This window comes from Microbulbifer celer, assembly GCF_020991125.1.
In the GTDB taxonomy this organism is placed as follows: Bacteria; Pseudomonadota; Gammaproteobacteria; order Pseudomonadales; family Cellvibrionaceae; genus Microbulbifer; species Microbulbifer celer.
The window spans coordinates 1,739,463-1,752,551 of sequence record NZ_CP087715.1; the positions used below are offsets into that span (position 1 = coordinate 1,739,463).

Genomic DNA, 13,089 nt, shown 5'->3' on the forward strand with positions numbered 1-13,089 from the left:
TCCATAGGCTGCCTTACAAGACCAGGAGAGCTTCATGAAATGCTTTGATTTTCCACGCACGCTGATTTCTGCCGCTGTTATTACAGCCGCTGCGGCTGCGCCATCTGCTTTCGCCCAGGAAACCACCTCTGCCATCCGCGGCACGGTGACATCCGGCGGAGAACCCGTGAGCGACGCGACCATCACTGTTGTTCACCAGCCATCCAACAGCCGCAGCACGATCCGCACCAGCGACGCCGGTCGCTTCTCTGCCAGCGGTCTACGTGTTGGTGGCCCATACACCATCAGCGTAAAATCTGCTGCAGGTGAAGAAATGCTTTCCGGTGTTTACCTGAGTCTTGGGGAACCACTGACACTGCCCATCAATCTGGCTGCCGATGAGATTGCTACCAACCAGGTGGAAGAAGTGGTGGTTACTGCAGAGGCACTGATCAATAAAAACCGCGGTTCGAGTAGTGTATTTGGGGAAGACCAGATCGGCTCCGTCGCCACCTTTGATCGCGACCTGAAAGACGTGGTCCGCGCCAATCCGCTGGCAGTTGTCAGCCCCAATGGTACCGAGTTAAGCATTGCGGGGAGCAACCCAAAATACAATTCTCTGACCGTCGACAGTGTGGGCATCAACGATACCTTTGGCCTGCAATCCAATGGCTACCCCACCAACCGCCCCCCGATCTCGCTGGAAGCGGTCGAACAGATCTCCATTTCCTACGCGCCGTTTGACGCCCGTAAAGGTCGCTTCAGCGGTGGTAACATCAATGCGGTCACCAAGTCCGGTACTAACGAATTCCACGGTAGTGTCTATATGGAGACTGTCCCCTGGGCCGGCACTGCCAAAGACGATCGCCTGCCGAGTGATGGCTCTGTTACTGAGTACGACATCGAAAATGAAGAAGAAACCTACGGCGCTTCTTTCAGTGGCGCGCTGATACAGGACAAGTTGTTCTTCTTCAGCTCCTATGAAAAGTGGGAAGAAGAAATCGCATTTGACTATGACCTGAACACCCTGGCCAACCACGATGTCACCCCGGAGGAAACCGACCGCGTACTCAGCATCCTGCAGGATGTGTATGGCCTCAGCGATTCCATCGGCTCTGCCCCGGCGCCCGACAGCGATGAGAAAACGCTGGTCAAACTGGACTGGAATATCAGCGACAATCACCGCGCGGACTTTACCTACAGCAGTCAGGAAACCCGCTCCGCCAACAACTACACCCAGTACGACGACACCGTAAACCTCGCGTCCAACCTGTGGACCAATGCCCAGGACACCACCTACTATACCTCTCACCTGTTCTCCGACTGGAGCGATGCCTTCAGTACCGAAGTGAACCTCTCCTACAAAGAGTTCGAGCAGGCGTCACTGACGGCGAGCAACTGGGGGGAAATCAATATCCGCACCGAGAACGGTGATATCGTTGCCGGCGCGGATGAGAACCGCCACGCCAACGTACTGAAAAATGAGGTCTGGACTCTCGGGGTACACGGTAACTACATCACTGACGCCGTGGAATATCGCTTTGGTGCGGAGATTGAAGACACCTGGAACTACAACCTCTATGGTCGCGACGCCTCTGGCACCTGGGGCTTTGATAGTATCGAGGCGTTTGAAAATCGCGAGATCAACAGCTTTGAATATAGCAATGCCTACACCAACGATATTCAGGACATTGCTTACGATGTAAACGGCCAAACCTATGCACTGTACGGTGAAGCAACACTCGAACCGATGGCCGGATTCGAAGTGGTAGCGGGCCTGCGCTATGAAAGCCTGGCAATCGACAGTGCCCCCAGCCGCAACAGCAATTTCGAAGAAACTTACGGTTATGCCAATACGGAAAACCTGGACGGTCGCGATATCCTGCTGCCCCGTATCGGCTTCAACTGGGACCTGAGCGACGATTTGACTCTGCGCGGTGGCGTCGGTCGTTTCAGTGGCGGCATGCCACTGGTGTGGGTATCCAACGCCTATACCAACGACGGCTCCACCAAAGACGCAGTATATCTGGATACGCTGGATCCCAGCGAAGTGAACCTCACCGGCATCCCCCAGGTAGCACTGGATGATCTGGCCCCCGGAGCCGGCAGCACCAACAGTATAGACCCGAATTTCAAACTACCGTCAGACTGGCGCTACCAGCTGGCCGCCGACTATGCCTTTGATATTCCCGGAGTCGGCCGGGATTTCAATTGGACTACTGAGCTCACCTACGTGGATCGCGAAAACTCCGTGTACTGGCGGGATCTGTCCCGTGTCGATAATGGCGAGCGCACACCGGATGGCCGTATTATCTGGGACAGTATTTATGCCGGCACCGAGTTTGAAGGCAACTACGACCTGGAACTGACCAACGTCGACAACGGAGGTCGCAGCATTCTTTGGTCAACAGCTCTTGACAAGGCATTCGACAACGGTCTATCGGTCAATCTGTCTTACACCCACCAGGACATCACCGAGGTAAACCCGGGTACCAGCTCCACCGCGGAATCCAATTTCCAGTATGAAGTAGTAAAGGATCGCAACCACCCGCTGGAAGGCACCGCCTACTACGAAGTCGAACACCGTGTGGTACTGAACCTCGGTTATACCAGAGAGTTCTTCCAGGGATACGCCACCAACTTCAATATGTTCTTTGAGCGCCGCTCCGGTCTTCCGTTCTCCTGGACACTGGGAGCTTACCGGGATGGTGGCCTTGGCGATCAGTCGAGCTTTGACTCCTCCAGTGTCTATCTGGCCTACATCCCCTCCGGCGCCGATGATGCTGCAGTGGATTTCGAAAATGGCCTGAGCTACGAGGAAATCATGGATCGTGCGCGCGCCGCAGGTGTTGCCGGTGCCGCTGGCGGATACGTAGATAAATACTCAGACAACATGCCGTGGCTCACCACCATGGATGTGGCCATCACCCAGGAAGTACCCGGATTTATGCCGGAACACCGCGGCCTGGTTTACCTGACCATCGACAATTTCGCCAATCTGCTGAACGAGGACTGGGGCAAGGTCTATGACCTCTCCTATCCGCAGCAGCCCCTGTTCGACTATGACGTGAATGAAGATGGCCAGTATGTCTATCAGGAGCCCTATAACGGTGGTAGCACCAAGAACTTCTCTCGCTTCCAGACAGCAGAGTCCACTTGGCGTGTGAAGCTGGGCCTGAAGTACAACTTCTAAGGCACGCTATCTGCGCATGCAGCAAAACGCAAAAGCCGGTGCAGTGCACCGGCTTTTTTATTGTTACGGAGGACGGAAAAACCCGCAGACTTCAGGAGTCACCCAGCCAGCGGTCAAGGGTTTCCGCCAGACTGTCTGTACTCAACGGTTTGGTCAGAAAATCATCCATACCCGCAGCGAGACAGCGCCCCTCAAACAGCTCTTCCGTAGTGCTGGTCAACGCCACGATGGGAAGGCGGTCCTCGGGAGAATTTTGACTCTCCCAGTAGCGAATCTGCTCGATGATATCGGCACTGTGCGCGGTGTTCTGTTGGCAGTCCACCAGTAGCAAATCGAATTTATCATTTGCCAGCAGTTCGAGTGACTCCTCAACCGACGGGACAACATCCACCTGATAACCGAGTGTTTGCAACATTTCTTCGGTTACCCCCTGATGCTGGCGGGATTCCTCGATCAGTAGCAGACGGCGTTTGCGATTGTGCTCGGCACTGTGACTCACCACCCGACGACTGGATTTTTTCGAGCCTCCGAACAGGCGCAGCACAACAGCATCATGTAATTCTTTACGATTTATCGGCCGCGCCATGTACTGCGCATTGGGGTGCTCCGCTGCCAGCGGGGCAAACTCCATTTTATGGCCATAACCGCCAAGACAAATCAACGGGAAGTCCACTTCCTCCGGGTCCATCGCGGAAAGGCGGCTGGTGACATCTGCCATCAAGCGCGTATCGCCCATCGCCGGCGCAAGCAGTACCAGCTCCTTTCGCTCCATGACCTGCTCCAGCGCCAGTTGCGCCGCCTCATTGTCATCGTCCCAATTGAAGCTACTCACTTCCATGCCAAAAGATGACAAAATCTGGATCGTCCCGCTGACAAACAACCCCTTCTGGTGCAGCACCAGAATTTCTGTATCTTCCAGGCGACGATCCGGCGAAAGATAGATACGCTGGTTGGGCTCGATCTCAAACTTGATTACGACTTTGTAACGGTTACCTTCCTCCGTGGAGTTGATTTGCAGGTACCCCCCCATGGCCTCCGCCAGCCCTTTGGCAATATTCAGCCCGAGCCCGGTCGTCACCTGGGTAGTATCCATGCGAGAAAAAGCACCAAACAATTCAGACTCATCCGGTAGAATTTCGCCACAGCCATTATCATTCAGCTTGACTACCAACTGCCCTTCCCCGGCGCCAGTCTGCTCGAACTCAACTTCTCCCCATAGCTCGCCGGTCTGCGCAATGATGGTGGCGGAATCTACCAGATTACGGATCAGTTGCGCCGTTTTGCGATTGTCGCCCGTGACCATCACTGGCAGCGCGTCGCTGATCTGAAAGTTGAACTCCAGACGCTGCCGTTGCGCTGCGCGGCCGGCAAATTTGAATGCCTTTTCGATAGTCCTCACGAGGTTGAATGGTGCCTGACGAAGGTGGATATCTTTGCGCGCGACGCGGGTGAACATACCCACGTTATCCACCAGCTTCAGCTGTTGGTTGTTGGCATTTTTTGCCAGCCGTACCCATTCTCGCTGGCGCTCATTCAGGCGGTCACCTTCCAGCAGCGCCAATGCACCCAGAGAGTCGGTCAACTGACTGCGAAACTCCTGCCCCACATTGGCGAGGAAATCATTGGTTACTTCTACCGCAGCATCGGAGTGCTTGCGCGCAGCCGCCAGCTTGCTCGCTTTTTGCTGCAAAGCCTGCATGGCAGCCACCCGATCCCAGTAATTTTCAGATTCCCGCCGGGCCTGGTGGGCCATCAGCCATACAAAGGTCAGTGTCAGCGCGCCGTAGATTGCTCCCAGCACATCAGAAGTGAGAAACCCTTGTAGTGCGGCAGGAACCAACGAAGCTGCAAGGAACCAGGTAAGGAAACGGTGATACGGCGCAAATACAGAAGCCACAGTGGCACAGAAAATCACCGTATACAGCCAAAGGAACTGTGATACTGGCGCAAACCCGAGCAGGAAAATGTGACAGACCAGAATCAAGCCCCACCAGGCGGCCCCTAAGGTGGACGCGAGGAAGTAACGGTGCCGCCAGCGTTTAGGCCCGGTGGAGTAAAGGCTATCAAAGCGGAATACGTAGTAGCCTCGCCACAAGGTGAAGACCACGAGCCCAATACCCATTACCAGCACCAGCTTGGGCTCCAGCGTGCGCAGTTCCCCCATGCCCACCGCCAGGGAAAAAGCCATCAGCGTAAATAGCATGCCTCGACGGCTGTACTTGGCCATACGCGTATCCGTATTGCGACACACGCGGCGGTCCTTCTGGACCTTTAGTTCGGGACGATCAAAAAGCGGCATAGAGATTTGTCCGGTACCGGTCTGAATCGGGGCGATCTACTGACCAAGCCCCATAACTTCCACCAGTACTGTCTTGATCAGAAACCCGAGCAGTCCCAGCCCTAGGGCTGTAAACAGGATAAAGGTGCCAAAACGGCCGGCCTTGGATTCCTTTGCCAGGTTCCAAACAATAAACACCATGAAAAGGATCAGCCCACCAACACCCAGAAGTAATGAATACTCTTCAAACGTCTCAAAATCCATAGTCAACCTCGGGTACAGATGTAGCTGATCCCGCAAACCGCCAACAGGCGAAGCGGAAAAAAGTGGCGCGTATTGTATAGGAGGTATGGGAGTGACACCACGGATGGGGAGGGTTTCAGCCGCAGGAGAATCAGCAAGCGCTGGTGCTGGCACTGATACTGGCCACAATTATCGATACCTGTTGGCATAAGCCGAGCAATCAGTACAAATAACAACCAATCATCGGTGAGCGGGCTCAGACGGTACAGACAAGATATCAGGGTGCGACAGAACAAAGCCGTTTCCGAATGTGCTCTCCGCCGATGCCTGCCACCCCGAGCCCGGTTGTTCCTGCGCTTTCCAGCGCCTCATGCCCCCTGATAATAGTCGCTGTCGTTTATCCGGGTGCCGCATTTGACTCTGCGAACCTCGCGATCTCGATACCGGCTGTCATGCCAGCAGCGTGGAAGCGGCTCGCCGGATAGAAAACTCAACTGCGTCTTATCGAATACTTCAGGATCCTGTACCTCCTCTCCCCACAAATAACGCCCCATAACGGTCAGCTCATAGGGGTTGGCCAGGGTGACGATATCCGGCACTTCTACCAGGTGTTTGCTTTCGGTTTCTCTGAATAACATCGACAATACCTTCCGATTTCTATCCGCACCTTAAAACAGTCAGCAGCTTCGCACTAAACCCGGCGCGACGCTGGGGTCAGCATTGCGCAAGCGGAAGCGACATGGTGTTTTCAGTATAGAAAGAAACGGACGCCAATCCCGGGAAGATCGCTAAGAAAATAACCCCGTCTCGAGACCGGAAAACGAGAGGTCGGCCACCAATTCTACGAAGAAATAAAAAGTTCCCCACCAATAATCGCGGGAAAGCATCAAATAAACAGGAAGGTTGGCCGCAAAATCATCACGAAAAACAGAAAGACTGTGCCTAGCGTTCCAACGTCAGCCGTGCAGAGACCATCCCCTCTTCGGACAAGGCGTCCACGCTCACAGAACGGATGACAAACTGCTGTTGCAGTAGGTTGTTCAACCAGGGTTGCAGGTCCTGATAACGGGCCTCGTCGATCCACAGACGGATCCGGCCATTGCCTTCAGGTTCAAAGCGTTTGATGGTCACACGATGATTCTCCGCCGCCGCGGTCACCCGTTGCAGCAAAGTGCCCTGGGCTTGCGCGTTGTCACCGCCGGAAGGCAGCTGTACACGTGCCAACTGTGGGCGCTGGGTTTCTATCCAGTGCACCAGGTTGCGCGACTGCTCCGCCTCTGTACGGGCGTCATCGAAAAACCCCTGAGCGGGCTTGAACAGGCCAAACACGATAAACATACCACCGACAAACAGGCTCAGCAGACCGAGCGCCCGCTGATCATTCGGCGGCAAGGCTTGCCATTTCTGTTGCCACTGTTCTATCTGTTGCTTCATTGTTGTTCTCTATACGGAGCTCATCTATACCCGATTCGTCTTAATCCATCTCTGATTATCGCAGGCGGATTCGACCTGACACGCCCTCTTCCAGCTCATTGGCAGCCAGTAATTCCGCCTTGAACTGACTGTTGGAAAGCTTGTTTACCACGCTGTCCAGCTGGGCCAGGTCCGCTGCCCGCAACTGCAATACCAGCTCGCCGCGCGTGCCGTCGAACCGCAACGACTGCAGTTTGAGCTCGCTGCTTTTCCCCCCGTTCCACACACTGCTGAGCTGCTGTAGCTGACGGGCGAAATCGCTGCCTCCTCCACGAGACTGATTCAGGAATCCTGTGATTTGCCGGCGCAGGTCCGCCTGGGGGCGAACGCCGGGGAAGATCTCCTGAAACAACTGCTGCGCGGCATCTTCCGCGTGACCGGCCTGTACCTTGTAATACATCCCGGCACCCACAAAAAACACCAGTTGCGCTACAAAACAGGCTGCGACCGCGATGGCTGGCACCCGCCACCAAGGCCCCTCCGCGGTGCCGAGGACCACCTGGTAGGCACCGGACAAAAGGTTGCCTGTAGCGGCAGGAGAGTACTGCTCCAGCAAGTAGGTTTCCGCTTGCCCGGTTTGAGCCTCAACACGTCCGAGCTGGCTGAGGCCACCCTGTTCCAGAGTTTCGACCGGACCTAACACGGCAATGGGGGCAGACTCGTCAGAACCCGCGCTGGCCTCGATGATCTCTTCACTGGTTTCCTCATCCGCACCGAACAGACTTTCGGCGATGGGCAGCAACAGACTGCGATCTACGGTCATTCCGATACCACTGCCCTGCCACAGATGCGCGCGCGCTCCATCCAGCCAGATACCGTGTTCGCCTCCCAACGCGGAAAGCAGGCGATACTCGGGGATTGCCACCGTAACAGGCCACTGCAGCCGCATGATCTGGGCATGCAGTGCATCGAGTTTGTTCTGGGAAATGGCCATGATACTGCACAGATCGCCGGCAACCGGGTCGCAGGTGAAGTGCAGATCTTCCACATCTTCCGCCAGCCGCTCCTCCACGATATAGCCTACCGCGCTGCTTTGGCGGCGCGCAGCGCGAGGCACGGTTTCCAGCCCGTTCCAGACCCAGCTGCCGGGCAGCAGCAGCACCGCCTGCATACCGGGTTCAAACTCAAGCGGTGCGCCCCGGTTCTCTGCCGCCGCCGCGCTTTCGGTCTCGCTCCCGGCTTCCTCGCGATGGCTTTCGTGCCCGACAGTTCCCGGCGGCACGTCCTGCTCATCGGTAAAGGCGCCAGCAAACTCCGCGTCGATTGCTACGGAATGCCAGGCGGTGCCGTCCCAGCGCTCCAGGCTCACGCCAGCGGAAGACGCAGTTGGCGCGTCTTTAAGCCGCAATAACACTAGTTCCTGGTTCAATTAGTCCCCCAGTAATTCCTGCAAAAACTGCCCGGAAAATTCGCGCCTTTGGCGCTGTATTACTTTTACTTTTCCCGTTCCGGTATCCAGATGCATCACAGACTCCCAGTACTGCCTGTGCTCCAGCCCCAGCTGTACCGCGATATGCGCAACAAAAAACTCACTATTGAAGTCCACTTCGGTGCCGGCGCTGTTGATACCAAAGCCGCTCAGATCTGCCGCTTGGGTAAACGGTGTACCACTATCCCGTTGATTGACCAGGCCGGCAACATTCGCAGACGGAAACATCGCCTCCAGCAACTCCTGGGATGCGGTGTTGACGTTGATACTGGTCCCCTCAGCCGGCAGCGCACACAGCTGTGGCTCCAACCGGCTCCAGACATCCGGCTCCATCCCTTGTACTGCGCGCAGCTCGGAGACATCCGTGATCATGGTATCAGGGGTGCGGTAAGACTCCTCAAGGCCGAGATACCCCGTATCTTCGGTCCCGGAGGCCAGCGGGGTATCTCCCGCATCCACCCAGTCTTGAATGGCCAGTGCGGCTTCTTGTTGTCCGCCGGCGTTGCGCACCAGCCTGGCGAGTACCGCGGCATTTCCAGTGCCTGAAGAAGCACCGCCAGCGGTGCCTCCACCACTGCCACCCGCAGCTCGACCAGAAGTTAAATTATTTACATTAAAACAGGAGTGTAAATCTTTGATTTGTATGCGAATTTTACCATTAGACGGATTGAACTCGGCCAGACGCTGGGCCCATGCTTCAGCACGATTGTCGCTGGAGCTGGATGCTTCTCGGTCTTCCATATAGTCTTTTTCCAGCGCAATAATCGCCCATGCTTCCGCGCCATGGACGAACTCCGCCAGCTGCGTATTTGCCAGAATTGCGCTGGTACGCGAAATAGCCAGGCGGTTGCGGGTCACCGCATGGGTCACTGCCGCTACTGCGATCACCATCACCAGTAAAACAGTAATCAGCGCGACGCCCTGCTGGCGGTGGAGCGATGGATACAGGTGCTTAGTCCTCACGACCGCCCCCATCATCATTGGAATCGCCCCGGCCGCCACCGGACGCCCCCCCACCTGAAGCGCCGCCACTGCCGACGATGGAATATTCCGGTAACGAGAATAAACGCCGCATCTCTCCGCCAGTGCGTGTTATCAGGGTCACTTCAATGGCCTTGGGCAACCGCAGATCCAGCGCACCCGCGGTGACAGTACCGGAGACCGGTGGCCACTGGGAAAGCCAGGCCTGGGTCTCACCGTCGTAGTAACGCATGGAGAAATCAATCACACCGTCGAGGATCGGCTCCGCCACCGGCTCGGAGTCGGGTCCGCGGTCGAGTACCCGCCAACGGCTGCGCAGCAGTAACGCGGTGTCGTCATCTTCCTCGTAATCGCGACGGTCTTCTTCTTCCGGATAGCCCAGGCCATAGTGCAGCCGCTGCAGATTGCCTCGCGGCTCTCGAGTCAGGTTGGCGGCGCCCAGGCGGGTAAACTCAAACTCAGTGGCAACGCCCTGAAACGCCGGCTCATAGCCACTGTAGGCGTTTTTCACCGGGCGCACGGTCAACTGACGGAGATCGTCATCCAGGCGGTACATGGCCATGGAAAGTCGACGCATTTCTTCCGCACGCCCGGTAAGTACCTCGTCGGTGGTGAAGAAGGTTTCCAGAAGGGAGTATGACCCGACACTGATAATGGAGACGATGATAAGCACCACCATCAACTCCAGGAGGGTAAAGCCGCGCCCGTGGGCGGGAGATGTGGGGGCCCGTTGTGTATCCATTACGGCTGGGCCATCCAGGTATCGATCGTCAGGATCGGCGCCTTATCCGGCCACCCCACCTGTACAATCAAATGTCGCATGCGCGGCTCATTGGTGGATTTGACCTCCGCCGAAACCTCCCATTCCCGCTCACCCAGCAATACGCGCTCGGTGTTTTTCCCCAGCGGCGGCCAGTCCGTGCGCAGCCGGATCTCCGCCAGTGACTGTTGCGCGACCCAGTTCGCCGTCAGGCGGTCTTCCAGAGCGGTTTGCTGGCGCACGCTGTCCTGCAGTGTTTTCAAAACACTGGCGGCGATGACACCGAAAATGACCAGTGCCACCAGTACCTCGATCAGGGTAAAGCCCCGCTGGCGTCGCTCAAAGGTCATCGCTGAGCCACTCCAGCTGCATGCCGTGCAGACTGCTGTAGGATATGATCGCACTGCGTCCAATCTCGCGGTTGCCTTCACTCAGCAGGTGCACTGCAATTTCTACAGGCAACACCTCACCGCTGGATAGCGCAGCGAACTGCGGCAGAATTTCTTCGTCATCATCGGAGTTCTGCGCTGCAGGCGCCATGCCGCGGCCACCTGTCTCTCGACCAAACTCGGCTTGCTGGTCGTCTGCCCCCGGCAATTCCGTCTGGGATATCACTTCCAACTGCATATTCGGCGGCAGCTCGTGGGCGGTAAAGCGACGGGCATTGGTAGAGTTGGGATCTCCGGAGAAATCCATTTCCTGCCACTGCATGGTGGAAGAGTCGTAGCGCACAATAGAGTAACGATCCTCTTCCACGACAACCCCGAGATGGACCTTGTCGATCAACGCCCGATCCGCCACCAGCTGCAACAGATTCGCCAGGCGCTGAACCTCCCCCTTCCAGTTGCGCCCCCCCGCCGAGCTCACGGACAGACTCGCCATAGCTGCGAGCGTGGCGATTATCACAATCACCACGAGCAGTTCGATCAGGGTAAACCCCGGTTGGCGACGCCTGGAACGCATTGGCAGGTTCAGATAAGCGTTAAAATGGCGGGATCAGAGTTCAGAAGCGAACAGGTCGCCCGCTTCGCCCTCGCCACCGGGTTTGCCGTCAGCGCCCAGGCTGAACAGGTCGTAGGGACCACTACTGCCGGGGCTGAGGTACTGGTATGGGTTGCCCCAGGGATCTTTGGCTTCGCGCTTCAGGTAGGGGTCGGTCCAGTTCTTGGCTTCCGGGAACCCAGAAGGTTTAGTGACCAGCGCCTCCAGCCCCTGCTCAGAGCTCGGGTAGACGAAGTTGTCCATCCGGTACATATCCAGAGCAGTCTCAATGGTTCGCAGGTCGGATTTCGCGGCCTTGATACGGGCTTCACCGGTTTTACCCAGAATACTCGGAACCACCATCGCACCGAGTACCCCAAGGATCACGATGACCACCATGATCTCGATCAGGGTAAACCCTCGACTTTTGCGCAGACTATTCATTACTCACCTCGCAACTTACCTTGCAAATTACTTTGCGGTTAGGAACTCAAAATAGGGACCCAAAGCAGCACTTTGCCGCATTGTGTCTTTTTTGACCAGCCTTGAGGGGGTTAACCGACCAGCTGGTTCATGTTCATGATCGGCATCATGATCGCCATCACGATAAACAGCACGATGGCCGCCATTACCAGCAGCATGATGGGCTCGAACAGGCTGACAAAGGCAGTCACCGCGCCCTGCAGATCCTGCTCCTGGTTCTCCGCCGCCCGCACCAGCATCTGGTCAAGGGTACCGGAGGATTCGCCACTGGCGATCATATAAATCATCATTGGCGGGAAGTATTCCACATCTTCCAACGCCTTTCGCAAGCTGCCACCTTCGCGCACGAATTTCTGCGCAATCTGCAGCCGCTCCTTCAGGTAGTCATTGGTCATCACACCACTGGCAATCCCCATAGCCTGTACCAATGGCACGCTGCTGCCGGTCAGGATCGCAAGCGTGCCGATATAACGGGCACTCTGACCACCGCGAACCAGCCATCCAATCACCGGAAACTCCAGCAGGCGGTGGTGGTAGCGATAGCGGAATTTAGGCCGACGCAACAGCAATCCCCACCCGATGGCCAGCGCAATCAGCACCGGCGGAATCATCCAACCCCAGGAGGAGATAAAGTCACTGAGCGAGACCAGGATTCGGGTGGCCAGGGGCAATTCCTGGCCGGTGCCGGTAAATACCTCGATCACATCCGGCACCACATAGACCATCAACCCGGTCACCACCAGCACACAAACCACTACCAGGACAATCGGATAGATCAGCGCAAGCTGTACTTTCTGGCGGAACTGCTGCTGGCTTTCGGTGTAGTCCCCCAGCCGCTCCAGCACCTCGTCCAGGTGCCCGGAGTGCTCACCGGCTTCCACCGTGGCGCGATAGAGCTTGGGAAAGGCCCGCGGAAAACTGCCCAGGGCCTGCGCAAAACTGTGTCCTTCAAGCACCTTCGCCCGCACCGCCAGCACGATCCGGCGCACCTTCTGATTGCGCGTCTGATTGGCGATTGCGCTGAGTGTTTCCTCCAGTGGAATCCCCGCACGCAACAGCGTAGCAATCTGCCGGGTGAGCAGCGCCAATGGCTTGATCCCCAAACCCGGGCTGCCACTGAGCAGGTTGCCCCCGCTCTGGCTGTGAGAGTCGGAAGCCGGAGCGACTTCAATGGGAATCAGCCCTTTGGCACGCAATTGCTGCCGCGCAGCCTTGGCACTGTCCGCCTCCAGCGTACCGCGATTCTTGCGTCCACCATTGTTTAATGCCGTGTACTCGAACGCACCCAT

At 56.7% G+C, this 13,089-nt stretch carries 12 protein-coding genes; 1 reads left to right on the forward strand and 11 read right to left on the reverse strand.

The annotated features are described in order from the left end of the window. Positions 1–34 precede the first annotated feature (34 nt). Positions 35–3,172, forward strand: coding sequence for a TonB-dependent receptor (locus LPW13_RS07290; RefSeq protein ID WP_230438780.1), 3,138 nt, complete (start codon positions 35–37; stop codon positions 3,170–3,172). Between the two features lie 91 nt (positions 3,173–3,263). Here LPW13_RS07290 and LPW13_RS07295 read toward each other — a convergent pair whose 3' ends face one another. From LPW13_RS07295 to gspF, 11 genes are all read right to left on the reverse strand, one after another. Then, positions 3,264–5,471, reverse strand: coding sequence for a hybrid sensor histidine kinase/response regulator (locus LPW13_RS07295; RefSeq protein WP_230438781.1), 2,208 nt, complete (start codon positions 5,469–5,471; stop codon positions 3,264–3,266). Positions 5,472–5,507: 36 nt separating this feature from the next. After that, positions 5,508–5,714, reverse strand: a complete 207-nt coding sequence (locus LPW13_RS07300; protein WP_230438782.1) for a DUF2788 domain-containing protein — start codon at positions 5,712–5,714, stop codon at positions 5,508–5,510. A 347-nt stretch (positions 5,715–6,061) separates the two neighbouring features. Continuing rightward, the gene (locus LPW13_RS07305; RefSeq protein ID WP_230438783.1) at positions 6,062–6,331 is read right to left on the reverse strand and encodes an acetyltransferase; all 270 of its coding nucleotides are present in this window, start codon (positions 6,329–6,331) and stop codon (positions 6,062–6,064) included. Positions 6,332–6,635: 304 nt separating this feature from the next. Continuing rightward, on the reverse strand, positions 6,636–7,127 hold the full coding sequence (gspM, locus tag LPW13_RS07310; RefSeq protein WP_230438784.1) for a type II secretion system protein GspM: 492 nt from the start codon (positions 7,125–7,127) through the stop codon (positions 6,636–6,638). Between the two features lie 55 nt (positions 7,128–7,182). Then, positions 7,183–8,535 (reverse strand): type II secretion system protein GspL, encoded by a 1,353-nt coding sequence (gspL, locus tag LPW13_RS07315; protein ID WP_230438785.1) that lies wholly within the window; start codon positions 8,533–8,535, stop codon positions 7,183–7,185. Beyond that, on the reverse strand, positions 8,536–9,558 hold the full coding sequence (gspK, locus tag LPW13_RS07320; protein WP_230438786.1) for a type II secretion system minor pseudopilin GspK: 1,023 nt from the start codon (positions 9,556–9,558) through the stop codon (positions 8,536–8,538). After that, positions 9,548–10,318, reverse strand: a complete 771-nt coding sequence (gene gspJ / locus LPW13_RS07325; protein ID WP_230438787.1) for a type II secretion system minor pseudopilin GspJ — start codon at positions 10,316–10,318, stop codon at positions 9,548–9,550. Before gspJ ends, gspK begins: the two co-directional genes overlap by 11 nt. Then, positions 10,318–10,686, reverse strand: coding sequence for a type II secretion system minor pseudopilin GspI (gene gspI / locus LPW13_RS07330; RefSeq protein WP_230438788.1), 369 nt, complete (start codon positions 10,684–10,686; stop codon positions 10,318–10,320). Before gspI ends, gspJ begins: the two co-directional genes overlap by 1 nt. After that, positions 10,676–11,299 (reverse strand): type II secretion system protein, encoded by a 624-nt coding sequence (locus LPW13_RS07335; RefSeq protein ID WP_230438789.1) that lies wholly within the window; start codon positions 11,297–11,299, stop codon positions 10,676–10,678. The genes gspI and LPW13_RS07335 overlap by 11 nt, the downstream gene beginning before the upstream one ends. Positions 11,300–11,332: 33 nt before the next feature. Further along, a complete protein-coding gene (gene gspG / locus LPW13_RS07340) occupies positions 11,333–11,761 on the reverse strand; it encodes a type II secretion system major pseudopilin GspG (RefSeq protein WP_230438790.1) in 429 nt (142 codons plus the stop codon). 110 nt (positions 11,762–11,871) lie between these two features. Further along, positions 11,872–13,089: a type II secretion system inner membrane protein GspF gene (gspF, locus tag LPW13_RS07345; protein ID WP_230438791.1), complete on the reverse strand. Its 1,218-nt coding sequence runs from the start codon at positions 13,087–13,089 to the stop codon at positions 11,872–11,874.